This is a genomic window from Chitinophaga agrisoli, assembly GCF_008386695.1.
Classification (GTDB): Bacteria; Bacteroidota; Bacteroidia; order Chitinophagales; family Chitinophagaceae; genus Chitinophaga; species Chitinophaga agrisoli.
This window is the reverse complement of the sequence record NZ_VUOC01000004.1, coordinates 1,560,203-1,579,751: the sequence shown is the minus strand read 5'-3', so window position 1 is coordinate 1,579,751 and position 19,549 is coordinate 1,560,203. Positions and strand designations below refer to the sequence as shown.

The following is a 19,549-nucleotide window of genomic DNA, read 5'->3' as shown; positions in this document are numbered from 1 at the left end:
CAACTAATTTGTTTTTATTAAATTTGTCCGCTAACTTAAAACACCATCCCTGCTTGAAACAAACGCTCATCCTTTCCCTTACCTTGTTTAGCTACCTAACCTGTTGGGGCCAGACAATAACGGAGAAACTTATCCTGACTGACAAAAAAGACTCCTTTTTTCTAAAAAACGCAACCCACGCTTTTGATAAAGTGGGCAATTATTGTTTTGGAGTTGAGAAAGAAGGCAAAGCATTCTTTTTGACAAATAAGCGTAAGATAGAAGGGCTGAAGGACATTAGGTATACCTATGACAGGGATAATGATGTCAGCTATACCACTTCTTATACTGGTGGTGAAGAGAAGGGATGGTATTATAAAAACACAAGGGCAGTAGATGTGTATGGTCCTGTAGATGGGAAACTGGAGAAATCCATCACCAGTGGTACACGTGGAAATATCGCAATGACAACCAGCTACGCGGACACGGTATGCTACTATATAAATGGCAAATTGGTATCAAAAAACTTAAAAAAGGAACTTGATCAACTGGATATCAGCAATCGTGACTGGTGCGCCTTTAGTGAAAACGGTAACTGCATCTACTATATAAAGAAAGACTCATTGTACCAGCTGTTTGTAAATAGCCGTTTGATCGATAAATCGCTGAAGGGCTTTTACGAACTGCACATAAATGACAAAGGGAATTATATTTACGCCGAAGTCAGAAAGCCAGCCGGTCATGACTACCAGTTCTTTCTTCATACGCCTGATACCATTATGGGGCCGGTGAGAACCGCCTGGGAAAGTGATCTTATGATAAACGATGGTTATTATTTTAGCGGTGATGATAATGGGGCTGGTTACATCGTCATCAATAATTCGTTGCAAAAAGATGTTAAGGATGTGTCGGATATAACGTTGTTTAATAAACGCAACTACTTGTATAGGTACAAGGAGGGAAAGGATCTACAATTAAATGTTAGTGGCAAGGTGTACTGCTATCCGGAGGCGGCGATATTGCTGCCAAACATTGGGGATAAAAATGAATTTGCTTTTTATCTCTTAAAGGATTATTACCTGTATAAGGTAATTAATGGTAAACAGGTGGCAGCTCCCATCACAAAATATGGCGTGCGGCCCACGCCTATTTATATTAGTCCCAGGGGGCAATCCATCCATTCATTTATTACGGACGACTCCATTTACCTTTACAGGGACAACACCCTGCTTTTTAAGCCTATAGTAAGGGACTCCGGTTTTTATGTTGAAAGCTATGAAAAATTTTTGCCACATATAGGATGGCAGCATAAAGCCAGAAATGGGAATGTTCTTCTGTATGTTAAATATGGAACGAAAGGGTTTTGGGTTTTCAATGGTGTGTTCTCCAAACCTATGTTCCCTGCCAGAGAAGTTTCCTGGGGTGAAAAGGAAAAAGGCGAGATTGTACTGGGGGATTTTAATGATGATAGGTTTTTCTCCATTCAAAAAACCGGCGATTCCCGATATAACATCAATGTAAACAACAGGGTTTATAAAGAACTAAAGGGTGTAAGCCACATTTTTGAAAAAAGTTATTTCTTTAACGACAAAGAATTGATATTTTATGGCGTTAAGGGTTTATCGATCTATCAATTTAAACTATCGCTTTGAGACGCTTACTTGTTATATTGCCAGTGTTTTTTTTGGGACTTGCTGTTAAGGCACAAAAAATGCCTTCCGATTATTTTGAGGAGGCGGGCAAGTGCTATGAAAAAGGAGAATATGATAAAGCCCTTGCCGCTTATCAATACATTGTTAACAAACATCCGAAAAATGAGTCATATCCAGCCGCTTTTTATAACACCGGTCATATTTATCTTGTTCAGGATAGCGTGGGGCAGGCTATATCGGTTTTTAAATCGGTGCTTAAATGGCATTTTGATGAAAGGGAACAGCTGGGCGGTGATATAATGTCTAACCCTTATGCTAATTATAAGCATAATGCAAGCCAGACCTTGTGCGGCATCTACTACAAAAGGGAGCAATACGATTCTGCACTGTATTACCTGTCGTTGTCAGATACGGTACATCCATATATACATTTTTGCGGCAATGCCTATGCTATGAATGATATTGATATGGCTTTAAGGTATGCTGACATATACCAGCGGTTAAAGCAACCGGAAAAAGCTATCAACAAGCTGCTGCCGGCTGTTTTTATTACGCTTGAGAACAATTCCGCAATAATTGATGCGTTGCGGCAGTTACTTAAAGATCAGACTGGGCTAAAAGCAAAGCTGGATCAATCAGTAGAGGAAATCTATCCAAAGGAGATAAAACAAGGGACCAGTTCCTATACAAATTATTATTTCAAATTCCTGGGTACAGAGATAGCGGTTCCGGAGAGCTATGATTTCAATCAAACACCGTTTGATAAGCAAAAGTCCATTGACCGGATCTTGTCCACAGATTTTTATAAGATGATAGCGGAGTTGTAGGTATTTACAGCCATTTATCACCCCAGCTGCAAAAAGACGGCACGAGTTGCAATAATTCCCTGGCCTTTTGGGTAAGAAAATACTGCACCACCGGATGTTTGGGGTCCGGGCCATCTACTTTTTCAACGAAGCCTCCGGTGGTGAGCTCTCTTAGCCTTTTTCCCAGGATCTCGTCGGACAGTGTTTTATATTCTTTTTTTAGCATGCTGAACCGGTTGATCCCCTCATAAATGGAAAACAGTATCTGCATTTTCCATACAGGAGAAATGACCCGGATGACTTCATTGAAGCTACATGCCTCGTTTAAGATCTCTTCGTTGAAACTGATCGGTGAACTGGCTTTTTTATTAGTGCTCATTTCCGGATTAGTTATTGCGGTGAAATTTGGTTACCACTAAGTTTGCTAAAACAAAATTAATGGAAAATCAAACAAACGCGGTTATACAATCGCTGATAAAAGGGTTCAATGCAACCGACCGGAAGGATTTTGCATTGCAACGTTCGCTTTGGGCGGATGAGCTGACAATTGATTTTGGCGGAGTGAAACCGGCTCAAAAGGTGAAAGCTGACGATCTGATAGCATGGGCAAAGATCGCGTATAAAAATATGACGACCATGCATATGAGCTTTAACCATGAAGTGCAGATAGATGGGGACAGGGCTACGGTGTACTCCTACGGACGTGCGCTTCATAAACAGCAGCTAAGCGAAGGAGAGGATTTTTGGTTTATTTACAACCGGTATGAACATGAACTGATCCATGACAATGGCGTCTGGAAGGTAACCCGGTTGCAAATGACGCCGGTTTTTGAAGAGGGTAACCCAGATCTGGTGAACCAGGCTTATGAGGAGACGGTACAATGATTACCATGCTGGTTGGCGTTCCAGTTGTCGCTGATTGTTTTGCCCGCAAAAACATCGCCGCCTGTAATTTCATCGCGATGGGCCTCGCCCCATTTATGCATCTGGCAGATGACGGGCAGTAAGGTCTCTCCCAGACGAAAGATTCCTGGAGGCAACAGGGCGGAACTGCCGTGTATTGTACAGATCTTCCATTACCGGAACTGATTGCCGGAATTGATGCGCAGGGAACGGAGGTAGGCCAGGAGCTCCTTAAACGAAATGCAAAAGAGCGGGATGAGCGGGTGGTGGCTTATCTTAAAAGCCTTCAGCAAAACAGCTAACCTTCGTCAACAAATGGTCCCGACTTTACCGGGACCATGTTGTTTTACTCATTGTTTGTTCAATTTTTTAGTGTCTATAAAGAAACTGGTCATTTTCGCTTATATTAAAGCTATTTTATCCTTAATGTCTTTTTGAGAATGACCCAACGGCTTGTATTCCTGCTAGTAGCTGCCTGCACATACCTGATACATCCTGCAATGGCCCAGGATACCCATTTAATGAAACAGCTCCAGCAGAGCCATTATCTGCAATATACCATGAAGGCCGATTCTACTTACGCCGGCATTACAAGATGGTCAAAGAAAAAAGTGATGCATTCACGGGTTCTACCGCTGGCGGAGGATTTCAATGCGCTGGAAACGAAAGGACCGGGTACGATCAGCATAGATCACGGGAAGACCATCTCCGGTAAAGGCAGCATCCTGCTGGAAACGCCTGCGTCTTTGGGTGAAAAGAACCCCAGCAACAGAAGTTATGCGTTTGCGGAGGTTATACGGCCATTGAAAGGGGAAGACCTGGGTGACTATAACCGTTTCTCTGTATGGGTGTATGCGGATGCACCGGGTTTTTACTCTTTCTTTGTGGGTTGTACTTTATATAACGAGGGGAAACATATTATGCCTGCTCCGGGCAGGTTTGAAGGTCAGCATTTTGTTACCGTATATCCCGGTAAATGGCAGCATATTATCTGGGAGATCCCTGACCTGTACCGGGATTCAGTGACCGGGTTTTCTGTAAATATTATGCTGACCGGTTCTCCGCAGGGAGCAGCAGATGATATGAAGCTGTATGTAGATGATATGCGTATCGAAAAAGTGGATGCTGAAAATACCAGGGGCTTTAATTTACGGGAGCATGCTATCGCTTATAGTCATTCCGGCTACAAGACCGGCGCACGGAAACAGGCGCTGGTACAAAATGTGACGGATGCTACCTTTGAAATACTTAATGCGGAGAAAAAGACCGTGTTTACCGGCAAGGGAACAAGATTAGACAGCAATTTCATGCAGCTGGATTTCAGCGCTTTTGATAAACCGGGATATTACCGGCTCAGGATTGGCGACAGGATGACCCAGCCTTTCCCGATAGGGGATGATGCCTACCTGGCTACCGCCTGGCGCACGCTCAATTATTTTTTTGCGGAAAGATGTGGTTATGACCAACCCGGCACTCACCAGGCATGCCATGAGGATGTAGTATGCGTACATCCTGATGGAAGACGCTTACACATAAGCGGAGGATGGCATGATGCGGCGGACCTTTCGCAAGGAGTAGGTAATACGGCCCGGGGAGGAATAGCCATGCTGGAGCTTGCCAGATCAGTACAGCATAAAAATGTACAATTATATCAACGTTTACTGGAGGAAGCGCGCTGGGGCCTGAACTGGACAATGCGCACCCGGTTTGGAGATGGCTACCGGGAGGGAGGGCTGATCATCGGCATCTGGACAGACAATATCATCGGCACCAAGGATGATATACAGGGAAAAGCGACTAACAATCCCTTTGATAATTTTATAGCCGCCAGCTATTGCGCATTGGCTGTTCCTTTTTATATAGCTGAAGATCCGGTTTTTGCCAACTGGTGTAAAAGAAGCGCCAGGGAAGATTTTGCATTCGCAAGTCAGCTGCTGGGAGTGGCTGTTAATGACAAAAATGAAACAGACCTGTATGCGCTGGCGTTGGTATCCGCCATGCAGTTGTACCGGCTTACCAAAGAACAGGCCTACCTGGATAGGGCCGTTCAATATGCACGGGTGGTAATGGATTGTCAGCAACAGGAGCGGATCAGCAGTTGGTCCATTCCCATGCATGGATTCTTCTATGAATCAAGAAAGAAGAAAAGGATACTTACTTATTTCCATCGTAGTGACGAACAGTTTATGGTGGAAGGGCTGGCCATGTTATTAACGGATGCGCCTTCGCATCCGGATGCGGCTTTGTGGAGAGCTTCTTGTCAGGCGTATGCAGATTATCTGCATGATATATCCACCGGCATAAAACCTTATGAAATACTGTCTGCTGGTATCTACGAGGTGAATAATACAGACTATTCCGGTATTTACCATGAAGGGGATAAAGTAGGTATGCCAACTATGGAGGAGTATAATGCACAGGTGAAAAACGGGATACCGCTGGGCGGCGGTTTTTATCTGCGCCGGTTTCCGGTGGCTTATCAGTTCAGGGGTTTTCATGCGGTGCTGATGGCCAAGGCCAAGGCAGCCTTTATACTGGCTGATGTGCTAAAGGATAGATATCTGAGGGATATCGGAACAAGACAGCTGGAGTATATCATTGGGTATAACCCCTTTGCCATGAGCACGATCTACGGGGATGGTTATGATTACCCGCCGCTGTATGGCGCATATGCCGGAGATGTAGTAGGGGCGGTACCGGTGGGGATTGAAACGTTTGAGAACGAGGATGCGCCTTATATGCCTATGCAGGTAAATGCCACGTATAAAGAGATATGGACGCATACTACGGCCAGTGTGATCTGGTTGTTGTCAAGATTGTTTAAAGACTAATCGGAATGAGGTGCTGTAATGCCTTATTCCCCGGATCGTACCACTGATTCCAGCGAACAGCCCGCTTATTCCAATCGCTGGAAAATACTTCCAGGATCTGTAGTAAATTTCAGGCTTACAGAAACGTACTGCAAACGATACGGTTTAAATTTGCTTTCATTAGGACACATCATGCCCGTCACTTCGTTGTGATGGGCTTTTTTTTGCTTCATTATCTTTAGGTTATCAATTAATTTTCCCTTCCCTTTTTTTCGCAAAAGCTAAAACTTGCGGCCTTTTATACGGGTATTAAACTGAACAAGTTATGAGCGGTAAGCGGTATCTTTTGCTGACAGTAATTAGCTGTTGCCTGGTGTTCTGCCAGGGTGTACAGGCGCAAACAAGGAATCTGATCGTTGTTTTTGATGGTTTACGGCCGGATTATATTACGCCGGAGATCATGCCCAACCTGTATCGCTTTAAGCAGGCAAATAGTTACGGCAATGCCAGCCATAGCGTATTTCCGTGTGTTACCCGGGTTAACTCCTCCGGGTATGCTACCGGGTCCTACCCCTGGAAGACGGGGATCCTGGGTAATAATATATTCCTGCCGATGGTGGACTCGCTACGGATCTTCAATACCGGGAACGCCAGGGACCTGATGGCGATTGACAGCGCTACGAACGGGCATCTGCTCACTACCCGGTCACTGGGAGAGATACTGCGGGACAATGGACAAAAGATGTTTGTTTTTAGTTCCGGCTCCAGCGGACAGGCACTATTGCAGAATCATACTGTAAACGGCGGGGTTATCAACCCGGAGCTTATTTTGCCGGCAGCGTTGAAAGCGGATGTTATCCAGACTTTAGGCAAAGCGCCCGCTCCCAATCATACGGACGGTTTTATAGGATTGCATCGCTGGGCCACAGATGCGCTGTTTCATTATGGATTGCCGGATAACGGCCCGGAAGTATGCGCCATCTGGTATTCCGATCCGGATGAAACGGCCCATGCCACGGGGGTGGGATCGCCGGCCACTATAAAATCGCTTGCCGGGGTGGATGAGCAGTTTCAGCGTATACTGGATACCTTACAGGCACGCCAGCTGACAGATAAGTTCAACATCATTATCACCGCAGATCATGGTTTCATCACTAATGGGGGAGGATCAGACGCATCGCTGACGGGTTTCCTCATCAAAGAAGGATGGAAAAGGGACAAAACCTCCGGCGATGTGGTGGTGGTAGACGGGGCCATTTTTGTGAAGGATCATGATCCGGCCCTCATCCGCAAAATGGTGGAAGGGCTGCAGGGGCAACCATGGGTTGGGCCGATCTTTACCCCCGCTAAGAAAGGAGGCGGCAATGAAGGAGTAGTAAAAGGAACGCTGTCTTTTGACGTTATTCACTGGGGCCATCCAAACAGGGCCGCGGATATATTGATCGCTTCGCCCTGGAATGATGGGGAAAACGCCTGGCATTTTAAAGGGATCACAGAGAAAAAAGGGGTAGCCAGCCACGGAGGGCTTAGTCCTTATGAGATCCATATCCCATTGATCCTGTCCGGGCCAGCTTTCAGGAAACATTATGTGTCTGATCTGCCCACTTCCAATGTTGATATTGTGCCTACGGTGTTAATGCTGCGGCATATCCCGGTTCCTGCCGCTATGGATGGCCGGGTGATGGAAGAGTTCCTGGTCCATCCCGGCACTAAGGCGCCACCGGCGGTGAAAAAGGAAACGGTGCGGGTCAGCTCGTCTTTCAGCTGGGGCACTTATGAGCTGGAGGCATCCCTGATAAGGATTGGCGGGCATTATTATTTTGACAATGCGCAGGCAAAGCGTACATATAAAAAGGGAGCATAGACTTTATTCAGATAGAATAAATTTATTATATTAGGCTTTGTTAAAAAAATGGGAAATATGATCTCTACAAGTAATTATTCCGCACTACCTGACAGGAACCGGTTAAGAAACATCTGCAAAAGTATTGCCGTAATTGAGGCCATCATAGCGGAAGACTGGAATGACCGTTATTATACCTATAATTCCAAATGGGCGAAAAATAAGGAGGTAGCAAGCATGAGGGATGGAAGCGGCGATGAAATGTTAGTGCTGTTCACAGCTGACGGATGTGTAATAAATGGTCTTGCGCATGAATTTTATCCAAAGGATAAAGCAAAACTGACACAAGGGCTTCCTGGAATTTATAACGAGTTTATGTTTGGCGAGCCGGTGCAAACCATCGGGACCACGTTCTGTATCTGGGCAAACAGCGATGGCGCCTGGCAAATTGGGCAGCCGGAGAGTTTTGCAGATGGTTCGGAGGGGCTGCTGGGGATATTTGACGGCCAACCTGAAACGTATATTGATTGGGCGACAGATTACTATGAAGATGATTTTGAGGCCAATGAAGACGTGCTGAAAACGATAACGGACATATACCAGGGGCATACCTTAACAACAGCCATGGTGCTTACTATTAATAAAGAATTTGATCACTGGGAACAGCTAAAGGAAGATCTGGAAGAAATTGATTATCCTAATGAGCTGGAGTAACCTATTTATCTGACCATTTTGCTGATATCAGCAAAATGGTCATGAATGCGTGCTACCGGCCATTCCTTCTCCAACGCCGGGTTCCTGATTCCTGTTCAAATTGCTCTACTTTCTCACTTACATGCACATTGGCCCATTCTTCCAGGGCTGAAAGCACGGGCGACAACGCGTGGCCTTTTTCCGAAATCTGGTAAGACACCTCCGGCGGAAAACCGGACTTCTCTTGTCGCAGAATAAGCCCATCGGCTTCCAGTTGTTTTAACTGATCGAGTAAAACCTTTTTGGTGATCTTTGGTATGATACGCCATAGCTCTGTGAAACGCATTTCAGGGGTATGGGAGATATAATACAGGATCATTGGCTTCCATTTCCCGGAAAGTATTGTCAGGGCTACATTCAGGCCACAATGCTTGTACTCGTTATTCTTCATGGTTACCAAATTGTGAACAGGTTACATATATGTGACCTTCTTGGCGGCAGCGATGAAGCTATTCATCTTTGCCACTCAAATATAATTCATTTTATGAACGTTCAATTATTGCGGAATGCTACGCTTGTTGTGCAGGTCAACGGTAAGACTATTTTGGTAGATCCCATGCTGGGGGCCAGGGACAGCTATGATCCTATCCCATATACGGATAATGGCCTTCGAAATCCTTTAGTAGACCTGCCAATAAATGAAGCCCAGCTGCAGGCGCTCATTGGCCAAACGGATGCTATATTGCTCACGCATCTGCACATTGATCACTGGGACCCGGCTGCCCAGCAAATGCTGCCAAAACAGCTGCCGGTATTTTGTCAGCCGGTAGACGCGGAAACGATCCGGGCCTCCGGTTTTACGAATGTAATACCTGTTACGGATGAATTGTGCTGGGAAGGCATCACCATCTACCGTAGCGTTGGCAGACATGGTGTGGGCGCCATTACGCAGCTAACGGGGGCCGTATCCGGTTATGTGATCACAGCAGGAGAGGAGCGGCTCTATATTGCCGGGGATAGCATCTGGTGCGATGAAGTGGCGCAAACACTGGACAGGTTCAGACCTAACCGGATCGTATTGAACGGCAGCGCAGCCCGTTTTGTTATTGGAGATCCCATCATTATGAATATTGCCGATGTTATCACGGTCTGTAAATACGCTCCCCTGGCCCAGGTGTATGTGGTACATATGGAATCCGTTAACCCATCCACCGAAAGCCGGGCAGATGTTAAGACTGCACTGGCGGACCATAGTTTAAGCCATCGCTGCCATGTGCCGGATGATGGGGCGTATTTGTTTAAATAGGCGTTAAGGAAAAAGGCCGCTCGTTCTAGGAGCGGCTTTGTTTTTTTTAGGCTGTACGGCCCTAAGGAGGCCTATAAAACAGCTTTCTTAAACCAGTTTAAGGGCCAGGACATTTTTGTTACGCAACTTTGCCATAGCAAACAAAAATGCTCAATTATGTCAAAAGTTATTAAACATCGTTTAGATGTCTGGAAAGAAGAACCATCCTACTGGGATCATATTGCAGCTATAGAAAAACGCATATATGAATCATCTGTGCCTAACAGCCTCATAGAGCTTATTAAGATCCGTGCTTCACAGATCAATAAATGCGCTTACTGTATTGATTACCATACCTACGAAGCCTTAAAGGGCGGGGAACTGCAGCGCAGGATCTTTGCCCTTTCCGCCTGGCAGGAAAGCCCTCTCTTTGCCGAAAGCGAAAAAGCGGTGCTTCAAATGACGGAAGAGATCACCCATATCTCTGTTCATGGTGTGGCTGATGAAACCTATGAAAAGGTAAAGGCTTATTTTAACACCAGCGAAATAGCGGATATCATTATCTGCATCTGTCATATCAACTTTTTGAACCGCGTAGGTGTTTCCACAAAGACGACAGTATCCTGAGAAAGCGCTTTCCCCGGTTTTCCGGGGTAGATGGATCAGTTTTTAAAATAAGGTAATATGAGTATCAATAAACCTAAAGCCGTTGCCGGCATTAAGATACCAGACAGTGCGATAGCCGGGCAGGCTACTGAATTGTTGCTTGAACATGGTACAGAGTTCTTGTACAATCATTCATTGCGGACGTTTGTATTCGCCTCTCTGGGAGCAGTGAACAAAAAGGTACAGTATGATCCGGAGCTGTTGTATGTTAGTTCGGTTTTTCATGACCTGGGACTTACGCCACATTATAGCAGTCCGGATAAGGGATTTGAAATAGACGGGGCCAATGCGGCGCGTGATTTCCTACAGAGCCATGGGTTACCACACCAGGCGTTGCAATTGGTCTGGGACGCCATTGCCTTGCATACCATCCCTGGCGTGGCGCCGTATAAAGAAGCGGAAGTGGCGTTATTGAATTATGCCGTGGCGCTGGATGTAGTGGGAAGAGGATACCAGGACCTCTCCGCACAACACCGGGAAGATATCGTTAAGCAGTTTCCGCGTACCGGTTTCAAGCAACAGATCATACCTACCTTCTTTGAAGGGTTCAAGCATAAGCCAGGCACCACCTATGGCACTATCAATGCCGATATCTGCGCTTTTATGATACCCGATTACCAGAGAGGGAACTTTTGCGACGCCATCCTGGCCTCTCCCTGGAGTGAATAAGGCCTATAAGGCCGGCAATTTCCAGGGAGCCCGGTAGGAAGGCGTGATGAGCGCGTTGGCGGCGGTATTGTTATTGAAACGGTGCTCGTTATTGTTCCATGTGAGGGTGGATCCGGTGCGCAGGGCTATATTACCCATATGCGCATATACGGCTGCCAGACGGCCCGTTTCAACAGGGCATACCGGTTCTTTGCCCGTGCGTATACAGTCGATAAAATCCTTCATGTGGAGATCGTGGGAGTCAGTGCCGGTTTGTTTGGGTACTGCGGGTACCTTGGGTTTGTTGTCTACTATTTCAGGGAATATCTCCATCTGTTCCCGGTTAATTACCATGGTGGCATCGTTGCCTATGAAGGCCAGGCCGTATGACAGGCCATAGGGGCCATTCTGGACCCCGGCAGTATTTTCCCAGCTGATGATTTGATCCTTTAGCTGGTAGGTGACCTGCATGGTATCAAAGGTCTCGTGGGCATGATCCGGGTAGCTGAAATTACCACCGGCAGCTACTACGGAGAGCGGGAGGTCCCGGGTGTCCTTTGCCCAGAGGGCCATATCCAGCAGGTGTACGCCCCAGTCTGTCATAAGGCCGCCACCATAGTCCCAGAACATACGCCAGTTGCCATGGAAGCGCGTACGGTTAAAGGACCGGGCAGGGGCGGGGCCTAACCAGCGGTCGTAATCAACGCCGGCAGGTACCGGCTCGTCCGGCATTTTAGGCTGACCAATACCATAGTTGAAATTGGCCCATATATTCACTTTCCGGAGTTGGCCAATGTCACCGGCTTTTATACGGTCCATGGCATTTTTCCAGATAGTGCCGCTGCGCTGTTGTTGTCCTACTTGTACGATCCTTTGATGTTTCCGGGCAGCTTTTACCATCAGGTCGCATTCTGCAATGCTGTTGGCCAGTGGTTTTTCGACATAGATGTGTTTGCCGGCCTGGCAGGCTTCCACAAAGGGGAGGCAATGCCAGTGGTCTGGCGTACCAATGATAACGGCGTCGATATCCTTATTTTCCAGCAGTTTCCGGTAGTCTTTGTATTGCAGGGGGCGTTTGCCCTGGATCTTTTCCACTTCTGCGGTGCGTTTATCCAGTATGTCCTGGTCCACATCACAAAGGGCGCCACAGGTTATGCCGGGTAATTTAAGGGCATTCTGCAGGTCGCCAAAGCCCATATTCCTGCATCCGATGAGGGCGATATTGATCTTGTCATCAGCGGCAGTTTGTGCCGCTGCCAAAGCGCCGGGAGCGAGGTGGGTGAGGCCGGCAACTGCCGCGGCTTTGGAACCGGTGATGATGAAGTCTCTTCTGGAAAAGGGCATGGTGGTAATGGTTTGTATTAAAAATACGTAATTATCTGCAGGCTGCACCCGTGGGATGGAATGGAGCTAACAGGGGTGCATATATCATCCGCCCGATTGTTGCCATATGGTTTTCAATCTAAGAAGTATCAGGGGCGCGGTTATCAAATTTCAACCAGCCTTTTCTCAAAATAAATAGTGCCTTTAATGGGGCTGTATCTATATGGCGCTATTTCATAAAAGCCCAGATAATGGTATAATTCCTGCGCTTTTGTTTGCCCTGGGACCGTGTCCAGGCGCATATATTCATAATGTAGCTGCCCGGCCGTCCGGATCGCCATTTCCAGCAGCTGTTTGCCTATTTTCAAACTTCTGTGATCAGGGTTTACATACAGTCGTTTGAGTTCCGCTATCCCGTCTGCAAACTTGCGTACCCCCGCACAACCTACAGCGTTTTCATTGTCAACGAAACATAGGAGTAAGGCCCCTTCGGGCGCTTTATATTGTTGGGCAATGCCGTCCAGTTCCTGCTGAAAATCCTGGTAACTCAGATCGAAATCTAAAGAACGGGCATATTCTTCAAATAATATCCTGGCTTGTTCGAAGTCACGGGTTGTTGCTGCTATTTTAAGCTGAACGTTGGGCATGTATAAATGTTTCTTTGTGAAGGATCTCACCTAAAGATCAAAGGTAATTTAAACTATTTGACTTTGGCAACTATTAGTATAGTAAAAGGATAAAATATTGGAGGATGTTATCATGTGAATATTGCCGGCGGCCTGCATATATCATAAATATGGTTATTTTGGGGGATTATATTTTCACGTTTAAAAGCCTGTTAAAATGACCAGTATCTCATTCAGCCGCCGTCAGGCATTAAAGACCCTTGGTGTAGGATTAAGCGCCAGCTTGCTCAAATTACCCGCCACTGCAAAGGCACATCGTCCCGTATCAGGAAAGGCCTTTAAATACTCCCTTAATATGAGCACCATCCGCGGGCAGAAACTGGGCTTTGTAAAGGAGCTGGAAATTGCGTCTAAAGCCGGCTTTTCTTCCGTAGAAATATGGATAGATACGCTGCAGGCGTACCTGCGGAATGGCGGCACGGCTACGGAGGCCAAAAGGATCATTGAAGACCTGGGGCTGACGATTGAAAATGCCATTGGTTTTGCCCGCTGGATCGTGGATGATGAGACCACGCGCAAGTCGGGCCTTGCGCAGTTACAGCAGGAAATGGAGATGCTGGCAAAGATAGGTTGCAAGCGGGTAGCGGCGCCGCCGGCGGGCGCTAACAGCAGCGGGGCTGCGTTAATAGACCTGAATGTAATTACGGAAAGATACCTGACCATCCTAAAGATGGGAGCGGAGACCGGGGTAAAACCCATCCTGGAAATGTGGGGCTCATCACCCAACCTGAAGAAGATCAGCCAGGTGATGTATGTAGCCACAGAAACCGGGCATAAAGACGCAACAGTCTTACTTGATACCTTTCATATATTTAAAGGCGGTTCCAGTTTTGACAGCGTACCGCTGGTGGGGCGGAAGGCGATGGATATCATGCATATCAACGATTATCCTGCGGGCATACAGCCGGATAAGATCTCAGAGCCGGACCGTATTTATCCCGGGGATGGCATAGCGCCGTTGAAACAATTACTAAGCAGTATACAATACCCTGATCATCCGGTCGTGCTGTCGCTGGAAGTTTTTAATAAAAGCTACTACCAGCAGGATGCTTTGCTGGTGGCGAAGACCAGCCTGGCGAAAATGAAAGCGGTTGCAGAGGAGAGGTAATGTCATGATAATGGCGACACCTCCTCGCTTTACGAAAGATCATGGACAAATTTTTCTTCCTTACTACTACGCATAAAGGTTGCGTACCCGTCTGGTATCTTTGTTAAGTAACGTTGCAACATTACCAGATTGTTTAACCCGATTTTAAAACCATGTAAATGTAACCCGTTCCCCAAAAGGACCCCTGTTCCTGAGCGCGCCGCTCATTTCCGGCGCTGTCACCGGCGCATAGAACGTGACAGCAGCTATCTCTACACCATTATTAAAAATTAAGCGTAATCAGTTATGTTAAAGTCAAGAATTTACCAGCAGGTAGACAATTCCCTCAATCAAGGTACCCCAGGCCATTTAGGCAGATCCGGTGATGCGGCTGCCGGCGGCGTTATCTCCACCGTAGCCACCATTGATAACCGTGAGCTGGCCAATGCAGACGGTGTTATCCAATTATCCGGCTCCGGCAGGATCTCTAATGTAGATCCGGAAGCAGCTACAGCTGATGACCTGGTATTAGTGTTTGGCGCTGACCGGGATCTGCACCATGAGTTTGTGTTATTTGACCAGGTATTTACCGGCGACGTTAGTTTCAGGATCGATATCCAGTTTGTGCTGGCTGCGGGCGATACTTATACCGGTATCTCTACGGTATCTTTCTCTACCGGCGAGCAGATCACCCAACCTTTTAATGTTTTTTATACCGGTCGCAATAACTTCACCAATATCCGGTTCAGGAATACAAAGCTGTCTAACAGCAACGTACAAACGTCTGTTCAGATGTTTAACGTACTGCTTTTCAAATAGCAGTTTTTTGGTGAACGTAGCGGGGCCGGCCAGGGATATCTGGCCGGCCCTTTTTAATGACGGGGCATGCCTTATAAAAAATACAATAATTAACAGAAATATTACAATGGATGATGACGGGTGAATGCCTAACTTTGGCGCGTAACCAATTAAATATACAACTATGAAGCGTACAGCCAAAGCCCATTGGAACGGCTCATTACAAGAAGGTCAGGGAGAACTTACTTCCCAGAGCACCGTGTTGAATAATACCAATTACTCATTTAAGACGCGTTTTGCTGATGGTATAGGTACCAATCCGGAAGAGCTGCTGGCAGCAGCGCATGCCGGTTGTTTTACCATGGCTGTAAGCGCCGCCTTAACCAAGGCTGGTTTTACCCCTAATGATCTTAATACAGAGGCTATCCTGGACCTGGATATGCAGTCACTGAGCGTGACCGGTATCCACCTGGAGATCAAAGGCGCGCCTATTGACGGCGTAAGCGAGGCCCAGTTTAAAGAGATTGCGGAAGGCGCCAAAGCAGGTTGTATTATTTCAAAAGCGCTGAGCGTGCCCATTACGCTGGGCGTTACTTATGCCTGATCTTGTTTGCAGGCGATCTTATGGAGGGTGTATCAGGTATGGTACACCCTATTTTATTTAGGTATTTGATGGAGACGGGATATATTATTTACCATTGATCCATTTATCCTGGAATTCAATTTTCGTGCTGGCCATTTGGTCGATGAGCGTTTCGATATTGTCGCCGCTGAGCAATAATGAGCGTTGTTCCTCCCTCAGGAACCGGGCGTTCACCATATGATCCAGGAAGCTGTTCAAATGATCATAATAGCCATTTATGTTCAGCAGGGCACAGGGTTTGGCATGGTAGCCCAGCTGGTTCCAGGTATACACTTCCATGATCTCCTCAATGGTGCCAATGCCGCCGGGCAGCGCCAGGAACCCGTCGCAGAGCTCTGCCATCCGGGCCTTGCGCTCGTGCATTGTCTTTACCACTACCAGCATGGTGAGGCCTGTATGGGCAATTTCCTTTTCCACCAGTCTTTCCGGGATCACGCCGGTCACTTTTCCGCCCCTGGAGAGAACGGCGTCTGCCAGTCTGCCCATGAGGCCAAGATGGCTGCCGCCATATACCAGTTCCATATTACGGGTTACCAGCAGTTCTGCCAGCTGGTCGCAGGCCTGGAGATAGGAGGAGTGGTTGCCGGTATTGGAACCACAGAATACAGTTAAGCTTTTCATGAATGTTGTTGGATTGTGACAAATGTAGGGAATGGGCCACGAAAATGGAAGGCAGCGTAGCATGACCGGTTTTGGCGATTGTCTGCTAATCTGTTTGAATTTTGCTAGTTTTGCATGTTATAAGTAGTATAGCCATGGAAAAGACGGAGAATATAGAAGAATTTTACCGGCGGAAACTAAACTGGATGCCAGACAACCTGAAACGGGAAATAGGCCATTTTAATGTTTTCCGGATGAAGGAATTTGTTGGCCCTAATGCGGCGCCGGCGCCTTTCAGCCGTAAGGATTTTTATAAGATCACCCTTGTTAAGGGCCGGAACCGGTATTTCTATGCCGATAAGACGGTTGAGATAGCCGATGCTGCGCTGTTGTTCTCCAACCCGATGATCCCCTACAAATGCGAGCACCTGGATGAGCAGCAGGACGGTTGTTTCTGCATTTTTACAGAAGCCTTCTTTTCGCAGTTTGGCAATATCCGGGAATATCCTGTCTTTCAGCCAGGCACCAGCCCTTTTTTCTCACTGAAGGGTGAGGAGCTGAAGGAGGTGCAGGCTATTTTTGAGCGGCTGTTTGCGGAGATCAAAACAGAATATGCCTTTAAATATGATCTGATACGGGCGCTGGTGCTGGAACTGATCCATAAAGCCATGCGCATGACGCCTGTGGATACCACCTTTTTTACTGACAGCAATGCCAATACCCGTATTGCGTCTTTATTCGTGGAGTTGCTGGAGCGGCAGTTCCCTATTGAGTCGCCCCAGCAGAAAATGCAGCTGCGTACGCCGGCAGACTTTGCCACCCATCTTTCTGTACATATTAATCACCTGAACAGGTCTTTAAAATCTGTGACCGGCCATACCACTTCCGGGCTCATCGCGGAGCGTATTATCCAGGAAGCGCGTATCCTGCTTAAACATACGGACTGGAACGTTGCTGAAGTTGGCTACTGTCTTGGATTTGAAGAACCATCCCATTTTATAGCCTTCTTTAAGAAGAACATGCAGCAAACCCCCAATGCTTTCCGGAAATAAAAGACTTGTTTGAATTTTGCTATTTTTTGTTTGATTGCGGTTATACAAAGCAAGCAGATAACCCTGAACTTTGTGCACGCAAGATCAAACAATAGCCATCATGAAATACAGGAAACTAGGAAATACAGACGTAGCATTATCTGCTACAGGCCTGGGTTGCATGGGCATGAGCCATGCCTATGGCGTACCCGATGACCAGGAATCCATCGCCACCCTGCATAAAGCGCTGGACCTGGGTATTAATTTCTGGGATACGGCGGATATCTATGGCGCCGGTAAAAATGAGGAGCTGATATCAAAGGTACTGGTACCTAACCGCGACAAAGTATTTATTGCCACCAAGTTTGGATTTACGAATATGGCATTGGGCGGCGGCAATATGAGCGCCACGCTGGACGTATCTCCCGCCTATATGAAAACGGCGGTAGAAGGCAGCCTGCGGCGGCTGGGCATTGATGAGATAGATCTTTATTATGCCCACCGTATTGACCCCAATGTACCGGTAGAGGAGATGGTAGGCGCTATGGCTGAGCTGGTAAAAGAGGGTAAGGTAAAGTACCTGGGGCTGTCAGAAGCATCTGCGGCTTCCATCCGTAAGGCGCATGCGGTACATCCAATTGCCGCGCTGCAGAGCGAATATTCCCTGCTTACCCGGGGCGTAGAAGCGGAGATACTGCCCACTTTACGGGAGCTGGGTATTTCGTTTGTGCCATTCAGCCCGCTATCCAGGGGTCTTATGACCAATGACAGTATTGATATGAGCCAGGCGCCGGATAATGATTTCAGGAGAACCTCTCCCCGTTATAGTGGCGACCATCTGCAAAATAACCTGTCGCTGGCGCAGGCCTTCCGGCAGTTTGCGGAAAGCAAAGGCTGGACAGCCGCACAGCTGGCACTTGCCTGGGTACTGAACCAGGGCGACGACATTATTCCCATTCCCGGCACCAAGAAACAGAAATACCTGGTAGAGAATGCGGCCGCGGCAGATATTCAGCTATCACAGGAAGACCAGGCCGCCATTGCGGGCATCCTGGCCCAATACCCCAATGTAGGGGAACGGTACAATGAGTTCAACGCGAAGATGGTGAACCATTGAACCGGTGAAAGCTCCATTCAGGGATAAGGATGCATTGCTGCCGGATGCGGTGAAAAAGGATATTGACCAGTTCAATGTATTTCCGTTGGATGCCTATATAGGCGTGCATCCGCAGCCATGGCCCTATAGCCGGCGGGATTATTATAAGATAAGCCTGGTGCTGGGCCGGAATGTGTATCATTATGCCAACCGCTCTATTGAAACAAAGCCGCCTGCATTGTGTTTTGGCAACCCGCTGATACCTTATAGTGTTGAGCAGCTGGATCCCCTGCATCAATCCGGGTACTGCTGTGTGTTTACCGCGGCATTCTTCGAGGGGCTGGGCGTATTGCAGGATTACCCGGTGTTTAAGCCGGGCGGCGATCCTGTTTACCAGTTGAATGCCGGGGAAAAGGAGGAGATAGCGGGCATCTTTGCGCGGATGCAGGCGGAGATCAATAGCAACTATCCATATAAATACGATGTGCTGCGGGCCATTGTGCTGGAGCTGCTGCACCGCGCTCCTAAACTGCAGCCGGCGGAGGCATTCACCCAGCAAGGCAGCGACCGGATAAGTGCTTGTTTCAGGGAGTTACTGGAAAGACAGTTTCCCGTTCGGCCCAACCCGCCGCGGGCCATATTACGGGCGCCGGCGGAATTTGCCCGTTGCCTGGGCGTATCTGTAGCGCAGCTGAACCGGGCATTAAAGACGGAGCAGGATAAAAGTACCAGCGCATGTATCACAGACCGGCTTTTGCAGGAAGCGCAGGGACTGTTGAAGCATACGGACTGGCCCATTGCAGATATCGCCACGGCGTTAGGATTTAGGGCGCCTGCGGAGTTTATCCGCTTCTTTGAGGAAAACGCGCGGCAATCGCTCCGGGCTTTCCGCCTGTGAGGCCCCGGCAGTTAAAATTATCGTTAACGGGCAGGCCGGTAGTTGTTTCCTATTATCCAATTCATGTTTTTTGTTGAAAGATCAATCACCGTACGGAGCTTT

20 protein-coding genes are annotated in these 19,549 nt (G+C 47.5%); 15 read left to right on the top strand and 5 right to left on the bottom strand.

From position 1 onward, the window contains the following. Positions 1–53: 53 nt before the first annotated feature. Together F0L74_RS25390 and F0L74_RS25385 are read left to right on the top strand one after the other, a co-directional pair. On the top strand, positions 54–1,631 hold the full coding sequence (locus F0L74_RS25390; protein ID WP_149840716.1) for a hypothetical protein: 1,578 nt from the start codon (positions 54–56) through the stop codon (positions 1,629–1,631). 59 nt (positions 1,632–1,690) lie between these two features. Then, positions 1,691–2,458 carry a tetratricopeptide repeat protein gene (locus F0L74_RS25385; protein WP_149840715.1) on the top strand — a complete coding sequence of 256 codons (768 nt, stop codon included), beginning with the start codon at positions 1,691–1,693 and terminating at the stop codon, positions 2,456–2,458. A 4-nt stretch (positions 2,459–2,462) separates the two neighbouring features. On the opposite strand, the gene F0L74_RS25380 is transcribed toward F0L74_RS25385, so the two are convergent. Continuing rightward, positions 2,463–2,816: a winged helix-turn-helix transcriptional regulator gene (locus F0L74_RS25380; protein ID WP_149840714.1), complete on the bottom strand. Its 354-nt coding sequence runs from the start codon at positions 2,814–2,816 to the stop codon at positions 2,463–2,465. 59 nt (positions 2,817–2,875) lie between these two features. Between F0L74_RS25380 and F0L74_RS25375 the strand changes: the two genes are divergently transcribed. The 4 genes from F0L74_RS25375 to F0L74_RS25360 all read left to right on the top strand — a co-directional run bounded on the left by F0L74_RS25375 (position 2,876) and on the right by F0L74_RS25360 (position 8,707). Continuing rightward, a complete protein-coding gene (locus F0L74_RS25375; protein WP_149840713.1) occupies positions 2,876–3,322 on the top strand; it encodes a nuclear transport factor 2 family protein in 447 nt (148 codons plus the stop codon). A 458-nt stretch (positions 3,323–3,780) separates the two neighbouring features. Continuing rightward, the gene (locus F0L74_RS25370; protein WP_149840712.1) at positions 3,781–6,171 is read left to right on the top strand and encodes a glycoside hydrolase family 9 protein; all 2,391 of its coding nucleotides are present in this window, start codon (positions 3,781–3,783) and stop codon (positions 6,169–6,171) included. A 304-nt stretch (positions 6,172–6,475) separates the two neighbouring features. Next, entirely contained in the window at positions 6,476–8,014 is a 1,539-nt protein-coding gene (locus F0L74_RS25365) for an alkaline phosphatase family protein (RefSeq protein WP_149840711.1), read from the top strand. A 57-nt stretch (positions 8,015–8,071) separates the two neighbouring features. Continuing rightward, positions 8,072–8,707, top strand: a complete 636-nt coding sequence (locus tag F0L74_RS25360) for a hypothetical protein (RefSeq protein ID WP_149840710.1) — start codon at positions 8,072–8,074, stop codon at positions 8,705–8,707. 52 nt (positions 8,708–8,759) lie between these two features. On the opposite strand, the gene F0L74_RS25355 is transcribed toward F0L74_RS25360, so the two are convergent. Continuing rightward, positions 8,760–9,137, bottom strand: coding sequence for a winged helix-turn-helix transcriptional regulator (locus tag F0L74_RS25355; protein ID WP_149840709.1), 378 nt, complete (start codon positions 9,135–9,137; stop codon positions 8,760–8,762). A gap of 93 nt (positions 9,138–9,230) precedes the next feature. Here F0L74_RS25355 and F0L74_RS25350 point away from each other — a divergent pair, with 93 nt between their 5' ends. The 3 genes from F0L74_RS25350 (at position 9,231) to F0L74_RS25340 (ending at position 11,306) form a co-directional block, all read left to right on the top strand. Further along, entirely contained in the window at positions 9,231–9,992 is a 762-nt protein-coding gene (locus F0L74_RS25350; RefSeq protein WP_188316154.1) for an MBL fold metallo-hydrolase, read from the top strand. 156 nt (positions 9,993–10,148) lie between these two features. Further along, positions 10,149–10,598 carry a carboxymuconolactone decarboxylase family protein gene (locus F0L74_RS25345; RefSeq protein WP_149840707.1) on the top strand — a complete coding sequence of 150 codons (450 nt, stop codon included), beginning with the start codon at positions 10,149–10,151 and terminating at the stop codon, positions 10,596–10,598. A 57-nt stretch (positions 10,599–10,655) separates the two neighbouring features. Next, positions 10,656–11,306 carry an HD domain-containing protein gene (locus F0L74_RS25340; protein WP_149840706.1) on the top strand — a complete coding sequence of 217 codons (651 nt, stop codon included), beginning with the start codon at positions 10,656–10,658 and terminating at the stop codon, positions 11,304–11,306. Between the two features lie 3 nt (positions 11,307–11,309). Here the strand turns inward: F0L74_RS25340 and F0L74_RS25335 are convergent, their stop codons facing one another. Then, a complete protein-coding gene (locus F0L74_RS25335) occupies positions 11,310–12,629 on the bottom strand; it encodes a Gfo/Idh/MocA family protein (protein WP_149840705.1) in 1,320 nt (439 codons plus the stop codon). A 143-nt stretch (positions 12,630–12,772) separates the two neighbouring features. Then, the gene (locus tag F0L74_RS25330) at positions 12,773–13,255 is read right to left on the bottom strand and encodes a GNAT family N-acetyltransferase (RefSeq protein ID WP_149840704.1); all 483 of its coding nucleotides are present in this window, start codon (positions 13,253–13,255) and stop codon (positions 12,773–12,775) included. A 196-nt stretch (positions 13,256–13,451) separates the two neighbouring features. Between F0L74_RS25330 and F0L74_RS25325 the strand changes: the two genes are divergently transcribed. From F0L74_RS25325 to F0L74_RS25315, 3 genes are all read left to right on the top strand, one after another. After that, positions 13,452–14,402 carry a sugar phosphate isomerase/epimerase family protein gene (locus tag F0L74_RS25325; protein ID WP_149840703.1) on the top strand — a complete coding sequence of 317 codons (951 nt, stop codon included), beginning with the start codon at positions 13,452–13,454 and terminating at the stop codon, positions 14,400–14,402. 285 nt (positions 14,403–14,687) lie between these two features. Then, on the top strand, positions 14,688–15,200 hold the full coding sequence (locus F0L74_RS25320) for a hypothetical protein (protein ID WP_149840702.1): 513 nt from the start codon (positions 14,688–14,690) through the stop codon (positions 15,198–15,200). 163 nt (positions 15,201–15,363) lie between these two features. Then, positions 15,364–15,783: an OsmC family peroxiredoxin gene (locus F0L74_RS25315; RefSeq protein WP_149840701.1), complete on the top strand. Its 420-nt coding sequence runs from the start codon at positions 15,364–15,366 to the stop codon at positions 15,781–15,783. Positions 15,784–15,867: 84 nt separating this feature from the next. Here the strand turns inward: F0L74_RS25315 and F0L74_RS25310 are convergent, their stop codons facing one another. Further along, complete coding sequence (locus tag F0L74_RS25310; RefSeq protein WP_149840700.1) at positions 15,868–16,443, bottom strand: LOG family protein; 576 nt, start codon at positions 16,441–16,443, stop codon at positions 15,868–15,870. 134 nt (positions 16,444–16,577) lie between these two features. Here F0L74_RS25310 and F0L74_RS25305 point away from each other — a divergent pair, with 134 nt between their 5' ends. The 3 genes from F0L74_RS25305 (at position 16,578) to F0L74_RS25295 (ending at position 19,447) form a co-directional block, all read left to right on the top strand. Next, positions 16,578–17,474, top strand: coding sequence for a helix-turn-helix domain-containing protein (locus F0L74_RS25305; RefSeq protein WP_149840699.1), 897 nt, complete (start codon positions 16,578–16,580; stop codon positions 17,472–17,474). 100 nt (positions 17,475–17,574) lie between these two features. Beyond that, positions 17,575–18,570 carry an aldo/keto reductase gene (locus F0L74_RS25300; RefSeq protein ID WP_149840698.1) on the top strand — a complete coding sequence of 332 codons (996 nt, stop codon included), beginning with the start codon at positions 17,575–17,577 and terminating at the stop codon, positions 18,568–18,570. Positions 18,571–18,574: 4 nt separating this feature from the next. Next, positions 18,575–19,447, top strand: coding sequence for a helix-turn-helix domain-containing protein (locus F0L74_RS25295; RefSeq protein ID WP_149840697.1), 873 nt, complete (start codon positions 18,575–18,577; stop codon positions 19,445–19,447). The last annotated feature ends 102 nt before the right edge of the window (positions 19,448–19,549 follow it).

Excerpts from the sequence above, each read along its gene's own strand:
- F0L74_RS25385 (WP_149840715.1), top strand. The coding sequence starts at position 1,691 with ATGCCTTCCGATTATTTTGAGGAGGCGGGCAAGTGCTATGAAAAAGGA.
- F0L74_RS25380 (WP_149840714.1), bottom strand. The coding sequence starts at position 2,816 with ATGAGCACTAATAAAAAAGCCAGTTCACCGATCAGTTTCAACGAAGAG.
- F0L74_RS25375 (WP_149840713.1), top strand. The coding sequence starts at position 2,876 with ATGGAAAATCAAACAAACGCGGTTATACAATCGCTGATAAAAGGGTTC.
- F0L74_RS25370 (WP_149840712.1), top strand. The coding sequence starts at position 3,781 with ATGACCCAACGGCTTGTATTCCTGCTAGTAGCTGCCTGCACATACCTG.
- F0L74_RS25365 (WP_149840711.1), top strand. The coding sequence starts at position 6,476 with ATGAGCGGTAAGCGGTATCTTTTGCTGACAGTAATTAGCTGTTGCCTG.
- F0L74_RS25360 (WP_149840710.1), top strand. The coding sequence starts at position 8,072 with ATGATCTCTACAAGTAATTATTCCGCACTACCTGACAGGAACCGGTTA.
- F0L74_RS25355 (WP_149840709.1), bottom strand. The coding sequence starts at position 9,137 with ATGAAGAATAACGAGTACAAGCATTGTGGCCTGAATGTAGCCCTGACA.
- F0L74_RS25350 (WP_188316154.1), top strand. The coding sequence starts at position 9,231 with ATGAACGTTCAATTATTGCGGAATGCTACGCTTGTTGTGCAGGTCAAC.
- F0L74_RS25345 (WP_149840707.1), top strand. The coding sequence starts at position 10,149 with ATGTCAAAAGTTATTAAACATCGTTTAGATGTCTGGAAAGAAGAACCA.
- F0L74_RS25340 (WP_149840706.1), top strand. The coding sequence starts at position 10,656 with ATGAGTATCAATAAACCTAAAGCCGTTGCCGGCATTAAGATACCAGAC.
- F0L74_RS25335 (WP_149840705.1), bottom strand. The coding sequence starts at position 12,629 with ATGCCCTTTTCCAGAAGAGACTTCATCATCACCGGTTCCAAAGCCGCG.
- F0L74_RS25330 (WP_149840704.1), bottom strand. The coding sequence starts at position 13,255 with ATGCCCAACGTTCAGCTTAAAATAGCAGCAACAACCCGTGACTTCGAA.
- F0L74_RS25325 (WP_149840703.1), top strand. The coding sequence starts at position 13,452 with ATGACCAGTATCTCATTCAGCCGCCGTCAGGCATTAAAGACCCTTGGT.
- F0L74_RS25320 (WP_149840702.1), top strand. The coding sequence starts at position 14,688 with ATGTTAAAGTCAAGAATTTACCAGCAGGTAGACAATTCCCTCAATCAA.
- F0L74_RS25315 (WP_149840701.1), top strand. The coding sequence starts at position 15,364 with ATGAAGCGTACAGCCAAAGCCCATTGGAACGGCTCATTACAAGAAGGT.
- F0L74_RS25310 (WP_149840700.1), bottom strand. The coding sequence starts at position 16,443 with ATGAAAAGCTTAACTGTATTCTGTGGTTCCAATACCGGCAACCACTCC.
- F0L74_RS25305 (WP_149840699.1), top strand. The coding sequence starts at position 16,578 with ATGGAAAAGACGGAGAATATAGAAGAATTTTACCGGCGGAAACTAAAC.
- F0L74_RS25300 (WP_149840698.1), top strand. The coding sequence starts at position 17,575 with ATGAAATACAGGAAACTAGGAAATACAGACGTAGCATTATCTGCTACA.